Raw genomic sequence first — 21,462 nt, forward strand, 5'->3', positions numbered from 1 at the left:
TTAATTTTGGTTGAAAGGCATTACCTGTAGAGTGAGCGATTCACGGATAAAAGTGTCACAAGGATACTAGATTATCCCAATATTGTAAGGCTATAGGAATATCGATGACCAAGCCTGCCAAACGCACGCAGAAAGATAAGATTGGTATCTACATCAAACGCCAAGCCTGGATATTGTTTATCCTGATTATTGTTGTTTGGATTCTAGATGCTATTTGGTTAGATAGTGAGCTTACTGTAACGAAAAGCGCTGCAATTGGCGCGTTGCTAAGTTTTACTACTCAAGCCGTATTTGCTTTTTTTATCTTTTGGCATACTGGATATCGCGCGCGCCAACATATTGTTAGCCAGCTGTATCGAGGTCAAATGGCAAAATGGCTGTTGACCGTGTTTGGTTTCGCACTAATTTTTATTACCGTACAACCCCTATCTGCGCCTGCGCTGTTTATCGGTTTTATGGTAATGCAAATTAGTCACAGTTGGATGTTGTGGCATATACGCTAGTGTTAATGAAAATCGCTATATGATTGGTTAGATATTTTGTTAATAGCACTGGCAAGTCACCCTGCCGTCCAACTTCTCTATGACTAGTTCGAAAAGTCGAAGTACAATAACTGTCTTAAAACAGTAATAGTGATTATAAAGATTGCCAAATGAGCTTTTATGCTCAGCACACACTAATATGGTGATAGGGTAGGGCAGATTTAGCCACCGATATCATAGACAAGTAAATTGTCGTCATCTAATGGTGTATGTGGAATTATGCATACTGACATTAAAATGTTACTAGGCAGTTAACTTATTCATACAATGGATAAAAAAATCACAATTGACTTTACACGAATACAACGCTGCATTAGTATAGGCAGCTAAATATTTTGCTTATGTTTACCACATTGAGTGCCTGCCATTAATATATGGCAAATAAGCAGACACATATATAATAATTTTGCGTATAAAAATGCAAGGGCTATTACTGATTCATCATAAGCCCTTTTTTGATAGCTAAAATTTATCTCAAGCTATCGATTATTGCATATTAGTAATAGAACTATGGGTTGGATGTTATTGATTACATGAGCGCTTTAGCATGAATTATTTGCTTGCTTATAAGCACGTCAAATAAAACACTAAACCTCATCAGATGACAACCATATTTTTGGTAGTTGATTAAATCGTTGATTAATAAGAAGCTTACATTATGGCATCCGAGCAAACATCATCAGAATATATCTCTCACCACTTAACGAATTGGACGTACGGCTATCTGCCGGGCGAAGGTTGGAAAGTTGCCTATACTGCTGAAGAAGCAGGGCTAATGGGCTTTAAAGCTATCCATCTTGACTCTATGCTATGGTCAATTGGTCTGGGCATTCTATTTTGTACCATCTTTTGGATGGTTGCCAAAAAAGTCACTTCAGGCGTGCCAGGTAAAATGCAGGCAGCAGTTGAATTGATCGTTGAGTTTGTTGATAACAACGTTCGTGATTCGTACAGTGGTACATCAAAACTGATTGCACCATTGGCGTTGACCATCTTTGTTTGGATCTTTTTGATGAACTTGATGGATTTAATACCTGTCGACTTCGTTCCAGGTATCGCGGGACAAATTGGTGCTGCAATGGGCCATGATCCGCATCACGTTTTCTTTAAGATTGTTCCAACGACTGATCCTAACATCACGCTTGGCATGTCGTTTTCTGTCTTTGCACTGATTATCTTTTATAGCATTAAAGAAAAAGGTTTAGGCGGCTTTATCGGTGAGTTAACACTACATCCGTTTGGCGCCAAAAACCCAATCGTACAAGCGATTTTGATTCCCATCAACTTCATCCTAGAAGCAGTTACTCTAATAGCCAAACCTGTATCACTTGGTTTGCGTCTATTCGGTAATATGTATGCTGGGGAATTGATTTTCATACTGATTGCTCTAATGCCGTTTTGGATTCAATGGGCGTTATCGGTACCGTGGGCTATCTTCCACATCTTAGTTATTACACTTCAAGCGTTCGTATTTATGATGCTGACGATAGTTTATATGTCGCTCGCATCATCAACTGAACATTAATTAGACATTCAATAGGTAAATGAGGATACATCAATGGATCCAGTATTAGGTGGTTACACAGTTATCGCAGTAGCGCTACTTATCGGTCTTGGCGCACTTGGCACAGGTATTGGTTTTGCTATTCTAGGTGGTAAATTCCTAGAAGGCGTAGCACGTCAGCCAGAACTAGGCTCACAGCTACAAACTCGTATGTTCATCGTAGCAGGTCTTCTTGATGCTATTCCGATGATCGGTGTTGGTATTGCTATGCTATTGTTATTCGCTAACCCTCTAGCAGGTTAATCAGAAAGCTCAGTTGTAAATGTTTGGTAGTCAAAGTTTGTATCTTAACCATAGCCAAAGTTTGGCTATCAAATATGATCAATGAAACTGATTTTTCATTAACAAAGAGGTGATCACGTGAATATCAATTCTACCCTCATCGGTCAAGCCATTGCTTTTGCAATCTTTGTGATGTTCTGCATGAAATTCGTGTGGCCACCACTTATTGGTGCCATCAATGAGCGTCAGCGTAAAATTGCTGAAGGCCTGAATGCCGCAGAAAAAGCAAAAGCAGACCTGGCGACCGCGGAGCAAGATGTCCAGCAGGAGCTTACTCTTGCAAAGACTAAAGCTGCTGCTCTAATCGAGCAAGCGAACAAGAGTGCCAATCAGCTTGTCGAAGATGCAAAAACGCAGGCCCAAGTGGAAGGCGAGCGCATTCGTCAACAAGCGCAAGCGTCTATCGACCAAGAAATCAATCAGGCGCGTGAGTCATTACGTGCTCAAGTTGCTGAACTGGCTGTACTTGGTGCAGAAAAGATTTTGCAAGACAAAGTCGATGTGCAAAAACATGCCAGTATGCTAGACCAACTGGCGGCGAAGCTGTAACTGTGAGGATATAATGGCTGACTTATCAACCTTAGCACGACCCTACGCTAGAGCCGCGTTTGACTATGCCAATGAAAACGGGGCCGTAGACGAGTGGGAAAATTTCTTGTTTATCGCTGGTGCAATTGTCAATGACAAAGCGTTCCGTACTTGGCTAGAAAATCCAGCCGTTACGGCTGAGCATAAGTCAGCTGCTTTGGTTGATCTTTATGACTCACAAGTGGCTGGTGATAACGACTCTGCTTTTAAACAGCTATTAGGTGAGAACAAAGGTTCTCGCTACGGTAATAGTATTAGCTATCCTAAAGTATCACCAGCGCTCAATAATTTTATTAAGCAGCTGGCAGAACAAGAGCGTCTGGCGCTGCTTCCTGAAGTTTATGAGCATTATCGCCATCACAAGGCAGTAAGCTTAAAGCAGCTTGACGCATATGTGACTTCTGCTTATCCATTAACGGATGACCAACGTCAAATGATTCAAACACGTCTCGCTGCCTCGCTAAATGCTAGTGTGGTGATTCACGAATCAGTTGATCCAAGTCTATTGGCAGGTGCTACGATCAAAGTCGGTGACAAAATCATTGATGATTCGATGCGCGGCAAGTTACAACAGTTAAAAACACAGCTAACTGCCTAATGCCATTTATCAACGCAGTCATTTAATATCTGCGTGATAGTAAGAGCATTTAAGTCAGTGGGCGGGTTATCATAAATTAAAGGAAACAAGGCAATGCAACAATTGAATCCAGCGGAAATCAGTAACCTGATTAAGCAGCGTATTCAAGACCTTGATGCGGGTGCAACTGCAAAGAATGAAGGCACGATTGTCAAAGTATCTGACGGTATCGTGCAGATTCATGGTCTTGAAGATGCCATGTACGGCGAAATGATTGAGTTTGAAGGTGAAGTCTATGGAATGGCGCTTAACTTAGAGCGTGATTCTGTTGGTGCGGTAGTACTAGGTGACTTCCTAAAGTTACAAGAAGGTCAAAAAGCCTATTGTACTGGTCGCATTCTTGAAGTACCCGTAGGTCCTGAGCTGCTAGGCCGTGTTGTTGATGCTTTGGGTAATCCTATCGATGGCAAAGGTCCTATCGATGCCAAAATGACTGACAAAGTCGAAAAGATCGCCCCAGGTGTTATCGATCGTCAGTCAGTAGATCAACCAGTCATGACTGGTTACAAAGCCGTTGATACTATGATCCCAATCGGTCGTGGTCAGCGTGAGCTTATCATTGGTGACCGTCAGACGGGTAAAACCGCGATGGCTATCGATGCAATCATCGCACAGAAAGCCTCTGGCATTAAGTGTGTGTACGTGGCAATTGGACAGAAACGTTCTACTATTGCTAACGTTGTACGTAAGCTTGAGCAAACTGGTGCATTAGAGTACACCACTGTTGTGGTTGCATCAGCATCAGAGCCAGCAGCACTACAGTATATCGCACCGTACTCAGGTTGTACGATGGGCGAATACTTCCGTGATCGCGGCGAAGATGCTCTGATTGTATTTGATGACTTATCAAAGCAAGCTGTTGCTTATCGTCAGATTTCACTATTGCTACGTCGTCCGCCAGGTCGTGAAGCATATCCTGGTGACGTATTCTATTTACATTCACGTTTACTTGAGCGTGCATCACGTGTAAATGCTAATTATGTAGAAAAGTTCACTAATGGTGAAGTTGTTGGTAAAACCGGTTCTTTAACTGCATTGCCAATTATCGAAACCCAAGCTGGTGACGTCTCTGCATTCGTACCGACTAACGTGATTTCGATTACTGATGGTCAGATCTTCTTAGAGGCTAGTTTATTCGCCTCAGGTCTCCGTCCAGCAGTCAACGCTGGTATTTCGGTATCTCGTGTTGGTGGTGCTGCACAGACTAAGATCATCAAAAAGCTATCTGGTGGTATCCGTACCGCACTAGCTCAGTATCGTGAACTAGCAGCATTCGCCCAGTTTGCCTCAGATCTTGATGATGCGACTCGTGAACAGCTTGACCATGGTGAGCGTGTTACCGAACTCATGAAGCAGAAGCAGTATCAGCCAATGTCTATCTCTGAGCAAGCGGCAGTTATCTATGCTTCGAATGAAGGATTTTTATCTGACGTGCCTGTTGAAAAAATTGGTTCTTTCGAAGAAGCTTACTTACGCTATATGCATGATGAGCAGAGTGAATTGATGCGTGAGATTGATGACACTGCGAACTACAACGATGATATCGCAGGTCGTTTAAAGTCAGCTCTAGAGACATTTAAACAAAATCACAGTTATTAATTTAACGGGTTAAGCCGGATTTGGTTACGGCTATCTGTGATAGCTAATAAAGTGGCGCGTTGTCTGATTAGATATTTGCGCCACTGTTTTAACCATTAACGGTATTAGATCGCGTAATGCACAAGATATAAAATATTACTCTGTCAGATTAATGTTGTATATTAAATGATTGTCGCTTGCGCCAATGCTTTTTAACCCTCTTATATTGGAATCATTATGGCAAGCTTAAAAGAGATACGTGCCAAAGTCACCAGTATTAAAAGCACCCAAAAAATTACTCGCGCGATGCAAATGGTTGCGGCAAGTAAAATGCGCCGTGCACAAGAGCGCATGGAAGTGGGTCGCCCGTATGCTGATAGTATGCGCCGGGTTATCTCACATTTGGTGCATGCTTCATCAGACTACAAACATCCGTATATGGTATCGCGCCCTGTCAATAAGGTTGGCTATATTGTCATTACCTCTGACCGCGGTCTAGCGGGTGGTTTGAACGTCAACCTATTTAAAGCTTTAACTAAAAGTATCCAGCAATACCAAGACCAGTCTGTACAGACTGAGTTTGCAGCCATTGGCGCTAAAGGTGTGAGTTTTTTCAAAAACTTTGGTGGTAAAGTTACCTCGGCCGTGACCGATTATGGTGATAAGCCAACGTTTGAGCAATTAAATGCACCTGTTCAGGCGATGCTTGAGGACTATAGTAACGGTAATTTAGACCGTATCTACGTGGTATATAACCAGTTTATCAATGCCATGACTCAAAAACCGACAGTCACTCAGTTAGTACCTCTTCCAGAGGGATCGCTTATTGATGAAGACAGCGGCATGCAGACTGAACTTAGTTGGGATTATATCTACGAGCCTGACATCAAGACTTTGATTGATGAATTGCTTGGCCGTTATATTGAGTCGATTGTTTATCAAGCGGTAATGGAAAACATTGCCTCTGAACAGTCGTCACGTATGGTTGCGATGAAAGCGGCTACAGATAATGCTGGTGACCTTATTAACGATTTACAGTTGGTTTATAACAAGCTGCGTCAAGCGGCGATTACTCGAGAAATCTCGGAAATCGTTGGCGGTGCTGCTGCTGTTTCATAATTGACTACACCTATATATAGAAGTTCAAGGAGAACGCAATGAGTAGCGGTCGTATTGTACAGATTATTGGCGCGGTTCTTGACGTTGAGTTCAACCGTAACGAAGTTCCTAAAATTTTTGATGCCTTGCAAGTAGATGGTACCGAAACCACCCTAGAAGTACAGCAACAGCTAGGTGATGGCATCGTACGTACTATCGCAATGGGTTCAACTGAAGGCCTAAAGCGTAACCTACCAGTTACCAACACTGGTGCACCTATTTCTGTACCTGTCGGTATTGGTACACTAGGTCGCATCATGGATGTTCTTGGTCGTCCTATCGATGAAGAAGGTCCTGTTGCTGCTGATGAAAGATGGTCTATCCACCGTGAAGCCCCAAGCTATGCAGAGCAGTCAAACAGTACTGAACTGTTAGAAACAGGCATCAAGGTTATTGATTTACTTTGCCCGTTTGCAAAAGGTGGTAAAGTTGGTCTGTTTGGTGGTGCTGGTGTTGGTAAAACCGTCAACATGATGGAATTGATCAACAACATCGCCCTTAAGCACGAAGGCTTGTCAGTATTTGCTGGTGTTGGTGAACGTACTCGTGAAGGTAATGATTTCTATCACGAAATGCAAGAAGCCGGCGTTGTAAACACTGAAGACTTTAGCAAATCTAAAGTTGCGATGGTATATGGCCAGATGAATGAGCCACCGGGTAACCGTTTACGTGTTGCACTGTCTGGTTTGACCATGGCTGAGTACTTCCGTGATACTAAAGATCCTGCTACTGGCAAAGGTCGTGACGTATTGCTATTTGTTGATAACATCTATCGCTATACACTAGCCGGTACTGAAGTATCAGCACTACTAGGCCGTATGCCATCAGCCGTTGGTTATCAGCCGACGCTAGCTGAAGAGATGGGTATGCTTCAAGAGCGTATCACGTCAACTCAGTCAGGCTCTATTACTTCAGTTCAGGCTGTTTACGTACCTGCGGATGATTTGACCGATCCATCACCTGCTACGACGTTTGCTCACTTGGATGCAACAGTTGTACTAAGCCGTGATATCGCTTCACAAGGTATCTATCCTGCGGTTGATCCATTGGATTCAACATCACGTCAGCTAGATCCACAAGTGATCGGCGAAGAGCATTACAATGTTGCTCGTGGCGTACAGGAAATCCTACAGCGCTATAAAGAGCTTAAAGACATTATCGCAATTTTGGGTATGGATGAGTTATCAGAAGAAGATAAACTAGTTGTTTATCGCGCTCGTAAGATTCAGCGCTTCTTATCACAGCCATTCCATGTTGCTGAAGTCTTTACTGGTGCACCTGGTAAATATGTACCACTACGCGATACCATTGCTAGCTTCAAAGCAATCATCGCTGGTGAATACGATGACCTACCAGAGCAAGCTTTCTATATGGCTGGTAGCATTGAAGAAGTAGTTGCTAAAGCAGAGAAAATGAAATCTACTGCAGCGTAAGTTGTGCTAGCTAGCATTTGCTAAAAGGTGAATAGCTTATAACAAGTCTATTCACCACTAAGTAACGCATCGCAGTTTTGATTGTGTTTTGATCGTAAGGAGTTAAGTATGGCAACGTTACAATGTCGCGTCGTAAGTGCTCGTGAAGAGTTGTATTCAGGCGAAATTAGCATGTTAATAGCTACGGGTACCGAAGGCGAGATTGGTGTATTGCCAGGTCACACACCGCTTATTACTTTGTTAAAACCGGGTGCGATGCGAGTGCAAACACCAGACGGTGAAGAAGAAGTGATCTATGTATCAGGCGGTGTATTAGAAGTACAGCCGAAGATGGTTACCGTATTGGCTGATACAGCCATGCGTGCACACAACCTTGATGAAAGCAAAATTGTTGAAGCACGTAAAAAGGCTGAGCAGATGCTTGTCAATCAATCGGATACTGTACAGACTAATGCAGCTTTAGCATCATTAGCAGAGTCTGTGGCACAGCTACAGACTATCCGTAAGTACAAAAACCGTGCTTAAAATCTTTGTTTGAAAGGCTAGGCTTTGTTCTTAGTCTTTCAATAATAAAAAAACAGTCCATTATGGGCTGTTTTTTTATGCCTGTTTTTAGAGTGACCATATCAAATATATATGAATCAAAGAATATTGGACAATTTCTAAAAAGTGACTGGCGACAACAACAATATGTCGCTATATTGTATGTCATAGAGAGTAAGTTTTGAGTGAGAGTAAAGCGATTAGAAGTTCCTTGAAAAGCTAATTTGGTTAGTTTACTTACCAATATTTATGCATTCAAGGAGTGATAAAACCGACTTGTCTGCTGTTATTTGCGTAAATCGCATATTTTTTGGACGTAAACTAACGTTTTAATAGGTGTAGTTTATAGGTTTTGTTAACGACTATAAGCTATAGTATAGGAAGCTGTATATTTAATAGTATACTGTGCTACCAAGTTTGTAACAGCTATACGAACATCAATTGCGCCACGTGATGGTGCTATTAATTTACCGCTCTTACTTTTACTACTTTTAAATTAGATGTATTAGAGGATATAACAATGACAACGAATGAAGAAGACAACACCCCCCGAATCTTGATTGTTGAGGATGATGAGCGTCTGGCCATGCTGACCCAAGATTACTTGGTCAAAAACGGTTTAGAAGTAGCGATTGAAACAGATGGTAATCGTGCTATTCGCCGTATCGTCAATGAGCAACCAGATTTGGTTGTGCTTGATGTGATGCTTCCTGGTAGTGATGGATTGACGGTTTGTCGTGAAGTTCGCCCACATTATCAAAACCCAATCCTCATGTTGACCGCTCGTACTGAAGATATGGATCAGGTACTAGGTCTTGAGATGGGTGCCGATGATTATGTCGCCAAACCTGCTCAGCCACGTGTCTTGCTTGCACGTATTCGTGCATTATTACGCCGTTCAGAAAATGCACCATCAGAGGATGTGCCACAGCGTTTAGAATTTGGTGAGTTGGTCATCGATAATGGTGGTCGTTCAGTGAATTTAGGTGATGAGCTAGTTGATTTCACCAGTGCTGAATATGATCTTTTATGGTTGTTGGCTTCTAATGCTGGTCGTATTCTATCTCGTGAAGATATTTTTGAGCGTCTACGTGGCATTGAGTATGATGGTCAAGATCGTTCAATTGACGTACGTATCTCACGTATTCGTCCAAAGATTGGTGATGATCCAGAAAACCCTAAACGTATCAAAACCGTACGCAGCAAAGGTTATTTATTCGTGAAAGAAGGTAACTAATTCTCATTATTTTGAAGTAATTATTTACTATTGATAGTCGTCATATAAAAAACCAGCAACTATGCTGGTTTTTTTATGGCTAAAACCGAATTTTTAAACTTAATCATAGTGTTATGTGGTTTAATTAAACAATTATTATAGTGACTGAGACCATACACGTGGTACCGCGTGTTTTAGGTGTTGGCTCAACATAAAAAACATAATAGCTAGGATAGTTTTCACTCCATAGTGTTTGATATTATTTGTTTCGTAGCACTTCTATGCTGCATGATATCAGCAATTTTTATTCATCAAGTTGGTCACGGCACGTATGTCATTAGTCTCTTCTTTAAAACACAGTATTTTTGTTCGTATCTATGCTGGACTACTCATAGTCTGCTTATGTGTGGCGCTATTTGCTCAGTTATTGATGGATACAATCAATAAAGAACGTGTACAGTCCTATCGTGAAAATATGGCTACGGGTGCCTTTCATCTGGTGAGCGAAGGCATTTCGCATCAGGAGAGTGACGAGCAGCGTGAGTATTGGCTGTCTGATGCGAGTAGTTTGTTTGGCTCAAAATTCAGTATTGTGCCTATTACTGACGTGGATTTTAATGCCAGCGAGTTGCGACGTTTTGAAAATGGCAACACAGTCGTACGCTATGTTACTCAGCCTGTGCACGCTGATGTCTATTATCGTTTACCTGACAATCAAAATGTCCTGACAGCTAGGGTTACGCAGGTTACTGAACAGCAAGTACGTGCAATAGCCGTACTCTTATTAGATGATTTGTCCTATCACGTGACACTGCCTGATAAGCGTGCACGCTTGGCTCAGTTAGAAGAGAAATTTTCATTCCCATTAGAATTCAAAGCAGTCAACACGCTGAATTTAGATACGGATCAGATGGGGCGCTTACGTCGTGATGAGGTTGTTATCTCACTACAAGATACTAATAGCAGTAAAAGTAACTCAGCTATCCAGATAGTCGTACCTTCCGAAATCAATGACATGGCAATTTTGATCGGTCCCGTACCTTTATTTAACTGGTTCCCGCTCAATTTAATTATAAGTATGATTCTTATTAGCATGTTTTTGATCAGCTTGGGTGTATATGCATTGATTTTCCCACTTGAACGCAAATTGCAGTTGATTCAAGTCGGTGTCAATGAAGTCAGTAAAGGTAATCTTGAAAGTCAGGTGCAAGTGATTGGGCAAGATGAAATTGCCCGTTTAGCAGCGACTTTTAATGCGATGACTTCACATATCAAACGTTTGATTGAATCGCAGCGAGAGCTGACGCGAGCAGTGTCACATGAGTTACGTACGCCTGTGGCTCGTATTCGCTTTGCTGTCGATATGCTTGCTGATACTGATGATGAAGACTCACGCTTTATGCAGCGCGACTATATCGATGAAGATATTGAATCGCTCAACGGTTTGATTGATGAGATTTTGACCTATGCCAAGCTTGAGGAAGGCTCACCAAAACTAGATTTGGAGCCAGTCAATCTCAGAGAATTGCTTGAGCAGATTGAACGTGAGACCAATGCACTAGGTAAGCCAATCAAGATAGTGACCAAACTGCCGAATGCTAAAGTAACTGCCATTGCCGACCGACGCTATCTACATCGTGTGATTCAAAACCTTGCAGGCAATGCATTACGTTATGCAGAGACCACGATTGTCATTAGTGCAGGCGTCAAAAAAGGCAATGCTTTTGTGAGTGTTGAAGATGATGGCCATGGTATTCCAGAGGCAGATCGCGAGAAAGTATTCATTCCATTCTCACGCCTAGATGATAGTCGTACGCGAGCATCAGGTGGCTATGGTCTGGGCTTGTCTATTGTATCGCGTATTGCTTTTTGGTTTAATGGTAGTATGAAAGTCGATGAGAGCGAGCCACTTGGTGGTGCCCGATTTGTTATGACATGGCCGATTAAACCACTGACACAAATTCTGGCTGCAGATGAGTTGACGCAAGAGAAAAGTGAGCGTGGTTTCGATGATAAGTGATGATAAATAAAGGCAGTAATGATGTTCAAGCTACTCTTAAAGAGTAGTTGAGACATAAATTAATAGGCTATAAATTACTACCAGTCTACCCATTTTTTAGCTGTAATCATCAGCAGTACTGCAGTACCAATAATGGTTTTAAAAGTAGATTTTTTGAAAGTAGAGGAGGGCAAAGGATGCCATATTTATTTGGTGGTTTGGTGGTTTTAAACGCGATAACGCTAGGGTATTACTTGTTCTTACAGCAGCCCTCGACTACTCAAACATTAAAATCAGCGCAAGAAAGTATTGCTCAGCCATTAGAGTTTACCAATAGCGCCCAGTATATCCCTCCTGTCATCGGAACTAGAGACTAGTTTTTATTCATGCAAGAACTGCAATGAGGTATTTACTAGCTCTAGTCAGGTTCAGTCTAGTCGTCTTTATTCAATAGATTGTTATCAGAGCCAGAATTCTCTTCAGTATCGGCGGCGACTGTTTTATCTCCAGCAACTCTAGAAAGCAAAGGTATACGTACACAAACCTGTAGACCGCCTTCGGGATGGTTAATAGCTTCTACTGTGCCATGATGCAATCTTGCAATACGATCTACAATAGCCAAACCTAAACCACTACCTTGTGTGGTACGTGCTGTCTCCCCCCGTTCAAAAGGCTGCATGATACGCTCTAATTGATCCTCCGCAACACCGTCACCACAGTCCCTTACACATATCATCAGTTGCTCTTGTGCTTCCTGATTGACAGCACTTTCACTGACCACGTCGCTATCTTCGTCTTCAATAGTCTCTATAAATGTCGGCATCACAGTCGCCGATAGGTAAATAGGTCCCTTGCCATAACGCTTCGAATTGTTTACCAGATTTATAATGAGGCGTTTTATAGACATGGGGCGTATAGGAACAACTTTGTGACACTCTGATTGGTAAATAAATTCCATCGGAGCAAACTGCACCATGATTTCATTAAAAATGGTATTCAAATTAGTCAGGCTCACTGGCTCATCGGAACCATCTTTCATAAATGAAATAAATTGCTCTAAAATTGCATCCATATCTTCGATGTCGTAAATCAACCCTTCTCGAAAGAAGTCGTCTGGCAGCATCTCAGCGGTTAATCGCATACGAGTCAATGGTGTTCGCAGATCATGTGAGATGCCAGCAAGCATAATTGTGCGTTCTTTTTGCGCTTGGTTTAACGTCGTAAATAGACGATTGAATGCCATATTGACTTGGCGTATCTCTGTAGGACCTTTTTGCGTTGGTAGAGTAGTTGCGTGCCCAAGGCGAATATAGTTGGTTGCAGCACGCTGTAAATATCGCAATGGGCGGTTCAATTGTCGTGCCAGTAAGATAATGGTTAGCAGCGACAGAATAGGTAACCCAATGAGGAATAGTACCAACAATCCTGGACTGTACTGTGAATAATAGACCACTGGCTCACGAATCCAAAAACTGTCGTCTTGGCTATCTTGTATCCAAAGCTGCGGTGTTGGTTTAAATTTAAAATACACCTCAACAGGCCTACCTAACTGCGCACAGATTTCGCGTTGTAACACATCAGTAAAGACACCAACAAATGCCTTGTCAGAAACTTCTGGAAAATCATTCGGATTATTTACCACCACCACATGAGAATGCTGATAAATCCATCGGCGTACCTCAGGGCGGTTTTTCCAATCTTGATTGACACTGTTCATCAGCTGTAGCTCGCTCGTTAAATAGCGAGCATGGTTTTTTAGCTCTGGTAAATACAAGCTTCGCCAAAAAAACAAAATCGACAAGCCAACACTGATAAGGACAATAAAAGAGACCATCAAGGTTGTCAGCCAAGTGTTGGAGTAGGAGCGTGGTAGCCAACCTTTACGACGTGGTTTTGGGTGTGAGGTGGTCATATGAATCCAACATATTGAGAGAGGTATTTTATTAAATCGACTATTGAGCCAAACCGTTCTTATACTGCTTATAGGATGAACTCTGCTTTTTAGACTTGGGCGCTATCAGCTAGATGACGGTATCGAACTTGGTAAGCATATATGGCTTGATACGTATACTGAGTAACTCGCATATTAGGTCGCTAGACATATCATAGAATATAGTCAAATCCATATAAATCCGATACATCGTCATCCTCGCTAAGCATACTAATATATAACTTGCACTCGGTTTCCTTGTATCGAAATTATTTAAATTCAACTATAGCATAATCAGTGGAAGGTACCGACGTCGCTTTTACTCGATAATCTAACCATATGACCTTCTAAAATGCGTGTGAGAATCAGGATAAGGTGACCTTGTCTTTTAGCTGCTCAGTAGATTGAAGACAGTCAAATTACTGATTGAAAATAAAAGGTTATGAGTAATTATGTTTTACATCGATGTGCATTTAAGCTATTGTTAATAAATAATTAAATAAGCACAGTTTATGTTTTCAATAAATAAAGACTGTGATATAATTATGCCCTTTTTGGTATACCTGCGAAAGAGAGAATTCACATGGTTGTTATTCGTTTAGCACGGGGCGGTGCCAAGAAACGCCCATTTTATCAAGTAGTTGTTGCTGATCAACGCCGCGCGCGTGACGGTCGCTATATTGAAAACATCGGCTTTTTTAACCCACTCGCTAAAGATTCAGAAGAAGCAGTGCGCCTAAACATGGAAGCGTACAATGCGTGGGTCGCAAAAGGTGCACAACCTTCAGATCGCGTTGCTTCATTAGCAAAAGCTTACAACAAGTCTGTAGCACAAACTGAAGCAACTGCTTAAGTTTTCGTTACTATTACTGAGATGCTGATAGCAAGATCATGAGCATATCTCAGTAGACTTTAGCAAATATAGCGTAACTGGTCTAACCAGGGTGCGCCATTAACTGTTTATTGATTTTGATTGCGTTTATCGCTTTTGATTGAAATGTAATTATAATTTCTGTTTTAATCATTGTTAGGTTAGCCGTTATGTCATCAGTTCCAAACGCTAGTGCCCTTATGAAAATTGGTCAGCTGAAAAAGCCTTATGGTATTAAAGGCTGGCTTTGGGTCTTTAGCGATACAGATGATCGTACGGCAATATTTGACATGCATCCGTGGTGGATGAAAACTGCCACAGGCATGAAACCTTTGACTGTTAAAGCTTGGCGTGAGCAAGGAACAGGAATCGTGGCTCAATTTGAGCAAGTTCCTGATCGTAATGTTGCTGAGACCATGAACGGTGTTACCGTTTGGGTCGAACAAAACGTTTTGCCCGAGACAGCTGAAGACGAATATTATTGGTCGGATTTGGTCAGCTTGCGCGTGATGAACGAGCAAGATGAATATCTAGGCAATATCACTGAAATGTTTGAGACCGGTGCCCATGACATCATGCGCGTAACGGCAAACTCAGACAGTTTGGATAATGAAGAGCGCCTGATTCCATGGCATAAGCAAACGGTAATGAAGGTCAATATGACTGAAAAAACAGTGCTTGTGTCTTGGCCAAGTGATTATTGATATCAGCTTTAACGATATAAGTTTCGGCTTTATTGTTAAGTGTCATCGATAATTATACCGATTCATTTAACCATTATTAACCACTACGCCAAGTAGACATCAGATGTATTTTGCCGTTATTAGTATTTTTCCTGAGATGTTTGCCACGATTCGTGATTTTGGTATCACGGGGCGGGCAGTCACTCAGGAGCAAGTGACGATAGAATGCATTAATCCACGTGATTATACCACTGATAACTATCGCCGTATTGATGAACGCCCGTATGGTGGCGGTCCTGGAATGCTGATGATGGCTGAGCCATTGTCAAAAGCTATTGAGGATGCGCGCTTACGAGCCAGTCAATATGGCTGCCGTGTCGATAGTGAGCACTGTCCGGTGATTTATATGTCGCCACAAGGGCAGACGCTCAGTGAGAGTAGTGTGGTCAGTATGACTGATTACGATGGCATGATTTTATTATGCGGTCGTTATGAAGGTATTGACGAGCGCTTACTGTCACAATATGTCGATATGGAAGTGTCACTAGGTGATTATGTCTTGACTGGTGGTGAGCTACCAGCAATGGTGCTAATGGATAGTGTGATACGTCGTCTGCCTGACATTATGGGTGATGACAAGTCAGCTGAGCAAGACTCCTTCGTCGATGGATTGCTTGATTGTCCACATTATACTAAGCCACATGATTTTGCTGGTATGGCGGTTCCTGAGGTTTTACTGTCAGGTCACCATGCCAATATCGCTAAGTGGCGCTTTAGTCAGCAAGTCAGTCGCACGCAAGCGCGTCGTCCAGACTTGTGGCAAGCGTTTACACCAACGGTAGAGCAAGCAAAGTGGTTAAAAGCATTGGCAAAAGCAGAGAAAAATAAGACTTTATAAGGTTAGGATTGATAAAAAACTATCTTATAAGTTACAGATTCGATAAACAGTTAAGAAACAAAATTTTGAGCAATAATAAAACAGGTCATAGCATAGTGGCCGTTGGTTATAACCCATTTACGTTGTGTCTCACCATAAAGAGACGCGATTAATTATTACAAACAGGTGATATGCGTTAAGCCTCTATTATCTAATGTGAGGAGATAACTCTCATGAGCAACAAGCATCCATTAGTTCAGGTCATCGAAAATGCTCAATTGATTGAGCGCCCAAGCTTCGCACCCGGCGATACCGTTGTGGTTCAAGTGAAAGTACGTGAAGGTGAGCGTGAGCGTTTACAGGCTTTTGAAGGCATTGTAATTGCTAAGCGTAACCGCGGTCTAAACTCAGCGTTTACCGTACGTAAAATCTCAAGCGGTGTTGGTGTTGAGCGTGCATTCCAATTGCATTCACCAATCATTGAAAGCATTGAAGTTAAACGCCGTGGTGCTGTTCGCCGTGCGAAATTGTACTACTTACGTGAGCGTTCTGGTAAATCAGCACGTATCCGCGAAAAACTTGCTCCGCGTGCAACTGCTCCAAAGAAAGCTGCCGCTAAAGCATAAGTTTGAGCAACTGCTTAAACTTGCTACGGTTGCTGAGCTGCTAATGAAGTGGCAAGGCAACTACGCAAAAGTAGATACAAGCCCTTATTCATAGGTTTATCATATAAATAAGCGGGCCATACCAAAAAAGACGGAACCCCAATCTATGCGAAAGCTAGGTTGGGGTTTTTGTATGTGGGGGTTTAAATTTGAGTTAAGAATGACATATTCAGTACGCTCTAATCTTCGTCATCAAAATTATCTATACGACTGCTTTGGCCTTTAGATTTGCTGTACTTACGTAGTCGGATATATATCGTCTTTGTGACGACCGCAATAACTTTTTGCTGCTCATCGACTATATCAACTTTATATTCACGAAAGACCGCATCACCATCTTTCGCCATTTCTTGAATGGTAATAATTTCGGAGCTGGCAATCTTCATGCGTGCGGTAACTTTGCTATAACCCGGCGCGATAAAATCAATATTTGAGCTTTTGTCCCACACAACATAGCTGCTACCTAACTGGTGCATTAGCATAATCATATAAAACGGATCAACCATTGAATATAAACTACCCCCAAATTGAGTACCGACGATATTTTTGTTCAAAGCATTCAGCCCCATGCTGACGACGCACAGACCTTGATCCAGACTTATATGGTCGATTTTGATACCTGCCCCGACATAAGGCGCGTAGGTGTTGATGCGCAGCTTGAGTAAATGCGGTGTCAGTAATGGCATGATGCTTTGTTTCGCTCGACGTTTTAAGGTCTCAAAATTGGATGGTAGTAAACGCATGAACTTATCCTGTTATTGCTTTTAAGTTTTTCTATTTATTTTGATACAGCTGTTGTTTGAAAGATATCTATATTGAGCATAATCATTAGGGGGTATTTATCATAAGTAAAAAACACCAAGACCGCTAGCTTTAAAGCGTAACTGATATGGATTTTCTATAGTTACTTAAAAGGTATAATAAGCTATTTATTATAACTATCTTTGATATTTAGTTATATGATAACAAATGTCTAGATATAGATGATTATTAAGAAAAGGGTCATTTATTTCAATTTAAAGCCTATATTAAGTGCACTTTTTCCTTATGGTTTTCTATTGAGCTGAATTTTATATTAAATAGAAACTTTAATTTATATATTATAATTATGCGTGGTGTTTTTAAGTGGTTCTAAGTTCGCATTTCGAGTTCTCATGTCATACAATAGCTTGCAATTTTTAATGAACGCTTTAGTCATATAAAGTTTCACTATTAAATTATCAGTTAATCAAAGTCTCAGTCGACACAAGGAAATGTGATGAGTAACACTCAGATCCCTTCTCCAGGGTCTAATCAACAGCCGTCTAACCCGTCCGATTACGACACAGAGTCATCAGGTAGCTATATTGAGTTGCACAAACCAAGTTCGAGTTTTGAGAGTCGTGATGATTATCTCAATCATGAATTACAAATCATGCAGCCCAAACGCTGGCGTCCCAATTTACCGTTTCGTGATTATCGCTTTGAGTATGAAGATACTATTCCTGCAATGGCGGCGACGATAGGCAAAGTGGTTATGGTAGGTGCGATTGCTGCAACATTTGCAGGTCCACTTGGTTTGGGCGATGCGTTTGTTTTAGAAAACGTTCGTTATGAGCTATTAATTGTTTCATTTTTTATTATCTTGTTTTCAGGATTTCTACTGCCGACAGCCAACCTTGCAGGTACTCACGGCCCCCTTATTCCCCTTATTCCTATTGTGGTAGCCGCTGGTGGTCACCCAATGGCGTTTGGTCTGCTCATCGGTGCCTTTGGCTTGCTATTGGCAATCAGTAAAGGGGGCAGTCTGCTAGCAAATCTGACCAGTAAAGGCGTGTGCGGTGGTCTCTTGATTTACTTAGGGTTTATCGGAACCACCTCACAGGTCAAAAACCTTTTTGCTTGGGCAGAAGGTATTGGCATGTCGCATGTTGCCTTTTTTATTATTTTGGCAACTATCCTGCTATATGCATTACTTGAACACTGGCAAAAACGTTGGCTTGCGGTACCGCTCAGCTGTGTCTTAGGTGGTGGTCTCGCCTTTGCACTGGGCGCGCCCTTTGAGTTTAAAACGGCACCAGGCTTGCCGAATATGAATCCAATGTATTGGTGGGGCGAAAATACCGGTTGGATGCTAGGTCTGCCGACAGTTGAGAGCTTTATTGTCGTACTACCATTTGCTATTTTGGCAGTTGCTATGTGGTCACCAGACTTTTTAGGCCATCAGGTCTTTCAAAAAATCAGCTATCCTAAACGTACTGAAAAAGTACTCATGGATATCGATGACACAATGACCAGCGCTTCGTTTCGTCAGGTAGTCGGCTCTGTATTGGGTGGTGCTAACTTTGCGTCATCATGGGGCACCTATATTGTCCCAGCAGCGATTGCCAAGCGTCCGATTCCTGCCGGTGCTTTATTGACAGCATTGTTCTGTATTATCGCAGGTATTTGGGGCTATCCGATGGATTTGGCTATTTGGCAGCCAGTGATGTGTGTGGCATTGATCGTTGGTGTGTTTATCCCACTGCTTGAAGCTGGCATGGAAATGACGCGCGAAGGAAAAACCACTCAGTCTGCCGCTATTGTGGTGTTTGCTTCTGCACTAGTGAATCCTGCATTTGGTTGGTCACTCACGTTATTACTTGATAATTTGGGCTTGATTGGTTCTAAAGAACGCAGTGCTAATTTGACTAAAATGAGCCGCTGGATCATACCGGGTATTATGTTTGTCGTATTGACTGGTGTGATGGCTATCGTTGGTATGCTGCCGGGTATCCCAGCTTTAATGGCTAACTTCCGTCATTAGTAGTATGTTGCTGAATAAACGATAATAGAACAAACTAAGTCAGCGAAAGCTGGCTTTTTTATGGATGATGCTATGATAATAATTGGCTTGTAAAACAATGACTCCCGCCCCATAACTAGCAGTATTATAAGACTTTTAAGAGCAATGAATTCTATGGTTAATGTCTCAGAATCGAGCCCTATCGATGATAAAAAAGCCCGTCTTAAGCATTTAATTCAGCGCCTACCAAATTTGCCAGGCGTGTATAAGATGCTGGGGAAAAATGGTGATATCTTATACGTGGGTAAGGCTAAATCGCTTAAAAGCCGTGTAAACAGCTACTTTGCAAAGACGATCGATCATCCAAAGACACGAGCATTAGTGGCGCGTATCCATGATATCGAAACCATTATCACGCGTAGTGAGACTGAAGCGCTGCTGCTTGAGCAAAACCTGATTAAAGAATATCGTCCACCCTATAATGTGCTATTGCGTGATGATAAGTCTTACCTCTATGTGTTTATCTCAGCCGACAAGCCCTATCCGAGATTGGCGTATGGGCGCGGCAAAGGTAATCATCAAAAAGGTCGATTCTTTGGGCCATTTCCATCTGCTCATGCGGCAAAAGAGACGTTGGTGTTGATGCAAAAAATGTTTCAAATGCGCCAATGTACCAATACTTTCTTCAATCAACGTAAGCGCCCATGTCTTGAATATCAGATTAAGCGTTGCCGTGCACCCTGTGTTGGCTTGGTATCAGCAGAAGAGTATGCAGAGGACGTCAACAATACCATTCGTTTTTTAAAGGGTGACTCTAGTGATATTCACACCACGCTGATTGAAAAAATGGAAGCGTCAGCTGAAGAGTTAGATTTTGAAAAAGCGGTATTTTATCGCGATCAGCTCTCTATGCTCCGTGAAGTGCAGGCCAAGCAAGCTGTCTATACTGTGCAAGGTGAGGCCGATGTGATTGCTATTGCGAGTCAGGCAGGCATGACGTGTGTCAACGTACTCACCGTACGTGGCGGTCGCGTATTGGGTGGTAAGAACTATTTCCCTGATGTCGACAGCAGTGAATCGCTCGCGGATAATCTGTCTGCTTTTATTACGTCTTTCTATTTTCAGGTGACGGATGATTTGCCCGCAGAAATTATGCTAACTCATGAGTTGCCAGATCAGGTAGCGGTGAGCGAAGCATTAGCCACGCATTTTGGTAGTAAAGTCGTTATCAAAACCAATGTACGTGAACATCGTGCAGAGTGGTTGGATTTGGCAAAACTGAACACCAATAACGCGCTAAAAACCAAGCTGGGCGATTATTTAGAGTTGCATGCACGCTTTGGTGCATTAAAAGATGTATTGGCCTATGTCACCGATCGAACCATTGATCGGATTGAGTGTTTTGATATCTCACATACGATGGGTGAAGCGACCATTGGTAGTTGCGTGGTATTTGATCAAGGTGGCTCGCGTCGCCGTGATTATCGTCAGTATGCAATCCATGACATCGTAGGCGGTGATGACTATGCAGCGATGAAACAAGTGTTGACACGGCGTTATAAAAAGCAACCGTTGCCGGATTTATTGCTTATTGATGGCGGTAAAGGTCAGCTTGGTATTGCCAAAGAAGTATTAACTGAGTTGGGTATTCTTGGTGATACTTTACTTATTAGTGTGGCAAAAGGGGAAGGGCGTAAGGCTGGGCTTGAAGTGTTGCACTTTATTGACCATGAGCCACTAGATCTACCGATGGATAGTAAAGCGCTGCATTTATTGATGCATATTCGCGATGAGGCGCATCGTTTTGCAATTACAGCGCACCGTAAAAAGCGTGATAAGCGTCGTTCGTCGTCAGTACTAGAAGTCATACCGGGGCTGGGAGAAAAGCGTCGTCGCGACCTGCTCAATCACTTTGGCGGTATGCAGCAATTGCTTGGCGCCTCCCAACAAGAGCTGTCAGGGGTGCAAGGTATTGGGCCAGTGCTTGCAAAAACGGTTTATAAAGTGTTGCATGAGTAGCTGAACATATTAAAAAAACGACAACAGAACCCAATCTGTTGTCGTTTTAACGTTAGTAATATTTAGCAGATTAAAACCTCTAATCTCTAAAAATCAAAACTTAGCTGCTGGTT

20 protein-coding genes are annotated in these 21,462 nt (G+C 42.2%); 18 read left to right on the top strand and 2 right to left on the bottom strand.

What is annotated here, in order from left to right; genetic code table 11:
• Positions 1-104 precede the first annotated feature (104 nt).
• The 12 genes from IPZ60_RS11415 (at position 105) to IPZ60_RS11470 (ending at position 11,917) form a co-directional block, all read left to right on the top strand.
• Entirely contained in the window at positions 105-503 is a 399-nt protein-coding gene (locus IPZ60_RS11415; protein ID WP_194197914.1) for an ATP synthase subunit I, read from the top strand.
• Between the two features lie 697 nt (positions 504-1,200).
• Positions 1,201-2,067, top strand: coding sequence for a F0F1 ATP synthase subunit A (gene atpB, locus IPZ60_RS11420; protein WP_110923631.1), 867 nt, complete (start codon positions 1,201-1,203; stop codon positions 2,065-2,067).
• A gap of 33 nt (positions 2,068-2,100) precedes the next feature.
• Positions 2,101-2,349: a F0F1 ATP synthase subunit C gene (gene atpE / locus IPZ60_RS11425; protein WP_010197960.1), complete on the top strand. Its 249-nt coding sequence runs from the start codon at positions 2,101-2,103 to the stop codon at positions 2,347-2,349.
• A gap of 117 nt (positions 2,350-2,466) precedes the next feature.
• Positions 2,467-2,937 (top strand): F0F1 ATP synthase subunit B, encoded by a 471-nt coding sequence (locus tag IPZ60_RS11430; protein WP_194197915.1) that lies wholly within the window; start codon positions 2,467-2,469, stop codon positions 2,935-2,937.
• A gap of 13 nt (positions 2,938-2,950) precedes the next feature.
• Positions 2,951-3,574, top strand: a complete 624-nt coding sequence (locus IPZ60_RS11435; protein WP_110923629.1) for a F0F1 ATP synthase subunit delta — start codon at positions 2,951-2,953, stop codon at positions 3,572-3,574.
• 93 nt (positions 3,575-3,667) lie between these two features.
• Positions 3,668-5,212, top strand: a complete 1,545-nt coding sequence (gene atpA, locus IPZ60_RS11440; RefSeq protein WP_194197916.1) for a F0F1 ATP synthase subunit alpha — start codon at positions 3,668-3,670, stop codon at positions 5,210-5,212.
• 216 nt (positions 5,213-5,428) lie between these two features.
• Positions 5,429-6,310: a F0F1 ATP synthase subunit gamma gene (gene atpG, locus IPZ60_RS11445; protein WP_194197917.1), complete on the top strand. Its 882-nt coding sequence runs from the start codon at positions 5,429-5,431 to the stop codon at positions 6,308-6,310.
• Between the two features lie 38 nt (positions 6,311-6,348).
• Positions 6,349-7,782, top strand: coding sequence for a F0F1 ATP synthase subunit beta (atpD, locus tag IPZ60_RS11450; RefSeq protein ID WP_194197918.1), 1,434 nt, complete (start codon positions 6,349-6,351; stop codon positions 7,780-7,782).
• A gap of 108 nt (positions 7,783-7,890) precedes the next feature.
• The gene (locus IPZ60_RS11455; protein ID WP_011514632.1) at positions 7,891-8,307 is read left to right on the top strand and encodes a F0F1 ATP synthase subunit epsilon; all 417 of its coding nucleotides are present in this window, start codon (positions 7,891-7,893) and stop codon (positions 8,305-8,307) included.
• A 538-nt stretch (positions 8,308-8,845) separates the two neighbouring features.
• Positions 8,846-9,562: a response regulator gene (locus IPZ60_RS11460; protein ID WP_021812806.1), complete on the top strand. Its 717-nt coding sequence runs from the start codon at positions 8,846-8,848 to the stop codon at positions 9,560-9,562.
• 310 nt (positions 9,563-9,872) lie between these two features.
• On the top strand, positions 9,873-11,561 hold the full coding sequence (locus IPZ60_RS11465; RefSeq protein ID WP_194197919.1) for an ATP-binding protein: 1,689 nt from the start codon (positions 9,873-9,875) through the stop codon (positions 11,559-11,561).
• A 176-nt stretch (positions 11,562-11,737) separates the two neighbouring features.
• Positions 11,738-11,917, top strand: coding sequence for a hypothetical protein (locus IPZ60_RS11470; RefSeq protein ID WP_194197920.1), 180 nt, complete (start codon positions 11,738-11,740; stop codon positions 11,915-11,917).
• A 56-nt stretch (positions 11,918-11,973) separates the two neighbouring features.
• On the opposite strand, the gene IPZ60_RS11475 is transcribed toward IPZ60_RS11470, so the two are convergent.
• Positions 11,974-13,452 carry an ATP-binding protein gene (locus tag IPZ60_RS11475; RefSeq protein WP_194197921.1) on the bottom strand — a complete coding sequence of 493 codons (1,479 nt, stop codon included), beginning with the start codon at positions 13,450-13,452 and terminating at the stop codon, positions 11,974-11,976.
• A 601-nt stretch (positions 13,453-14,053) separates the two neighbouring features.
• On the opposite strand from IPZ60_RS11475, the gene rpsP reads away from it, so the two are divergent.
• The 4 genes from rpsP to rplS all read left to right on the top strand — a co-directional run bounded on the left by rpsP (position 14,054) and on the right by rplS (position 16,527).
• Positions 14,054-14,323, top strand: a complete 270-nt coding sequence (gene rpsP, locus IPZ60_RS11480) for a 30S ribosomal protein S16 (protein ID WP_194197922.1) — start codon at positions 14,054-14,056, stop codon at positions 14,321-14,323.
• A gap of 188 nt (positions 14,324-14,511) precedes the next feature.
• Complete coding sequence (gene rimM / locus IPZ60_RS11485) at positions 14,512-15,045, top strand: ribosome maturation factor RimM (protein ID WP_110923621.1); 534 nt, start codon at positions 14,512-14,514, stop codon at positions 15,043-15,045.
• A 103-nt stretch (positions 15,046-15,148) separates the two neighbouring features.
• Positions 15,149-15,922 carry a tRNA (guanosine(37)-N1)-methyltransferase TrmD gene (gene trmD / locus IPZ60_RS11490; protein WP_194197923.1) on the top strand — a complete coding sequence of 258 codons (774 nt, stop codon included), beginning with the start codon at positions 15,149-15,151 and terminating at the stop codon, positions 15,920-15,922.
• A 212-nt stretch (positions 15,923-16,134) separates the two neighbouring features.
• A complete protein-coding gene (gene rplS, locus IPZ60_RS11495) occupies positions 16,135-16,527 on the top strand; it encodes a 50S ribosomal protein L19 (RefSeq protein WP_194197924.1) in 393 nt (130 codons plus the stop codon).
• A 218-nt stretch (positions 16,528-16,745) separates the two neighbouring features.
• On the opposite strand, the gene IPZ60_RS11500 is transcribed toward rplS, so the two are convergent.
• Entirely contained in the window at positions 16,746-17,309 is a 564-nt protein-coding gene (locus tag IPZ60_RS11500) for a DUF4442 domain-containing protein (RefSeq protein WP_194197925.1), read from the bottom strand.
• A 515-nt stretch (positions 17,310-17,824) separates the two neighbouring features.
• Here IPZ60_RS11500 and IPZ60_RS11505 point away from each other — a divergent pair.
• Both IPZ60_RS11505 and uvrC read left to right on the top strand, forming a co-directional pair.
• A complete protein-coding gene (locus tag IPZ60_RS11505; protein WP_194197926.1) occupies positions 17,825-19,351 on the top strand; it encodes a DUF3360 family protein in 1,527 nt (508 codons plus the stop codon).
• A 153-nt stretch (positions 19,352-19,504) separates the two neighbouring features.
• Positions 19,505-21,349 carry an excinuclease ABC subunit UvrC gene (uvrC, locus tag IPZ60_RS11510; RefSeq protein ID WP_194197975.1) on the top strand — a complete coding sequence of 615 codons (1,845 nt, stop codon included), beginning with the start codon at positions 19,505-19,507 and terminating at the stop codon, positions 21,347-21,349.
• Positions 21,350-21,462 lie beyond the last annotated feature (113 nt).

It is taken from the genome of Psychrobacter sp. NG25 (genome assembly GCF_015234355.1).
Taxonomy (GTDB): Bacteria; Pseudomonadota; Gammaproteobacteria; order Pseudomonadales; family Moraxellaceae; genus Psychrobacter.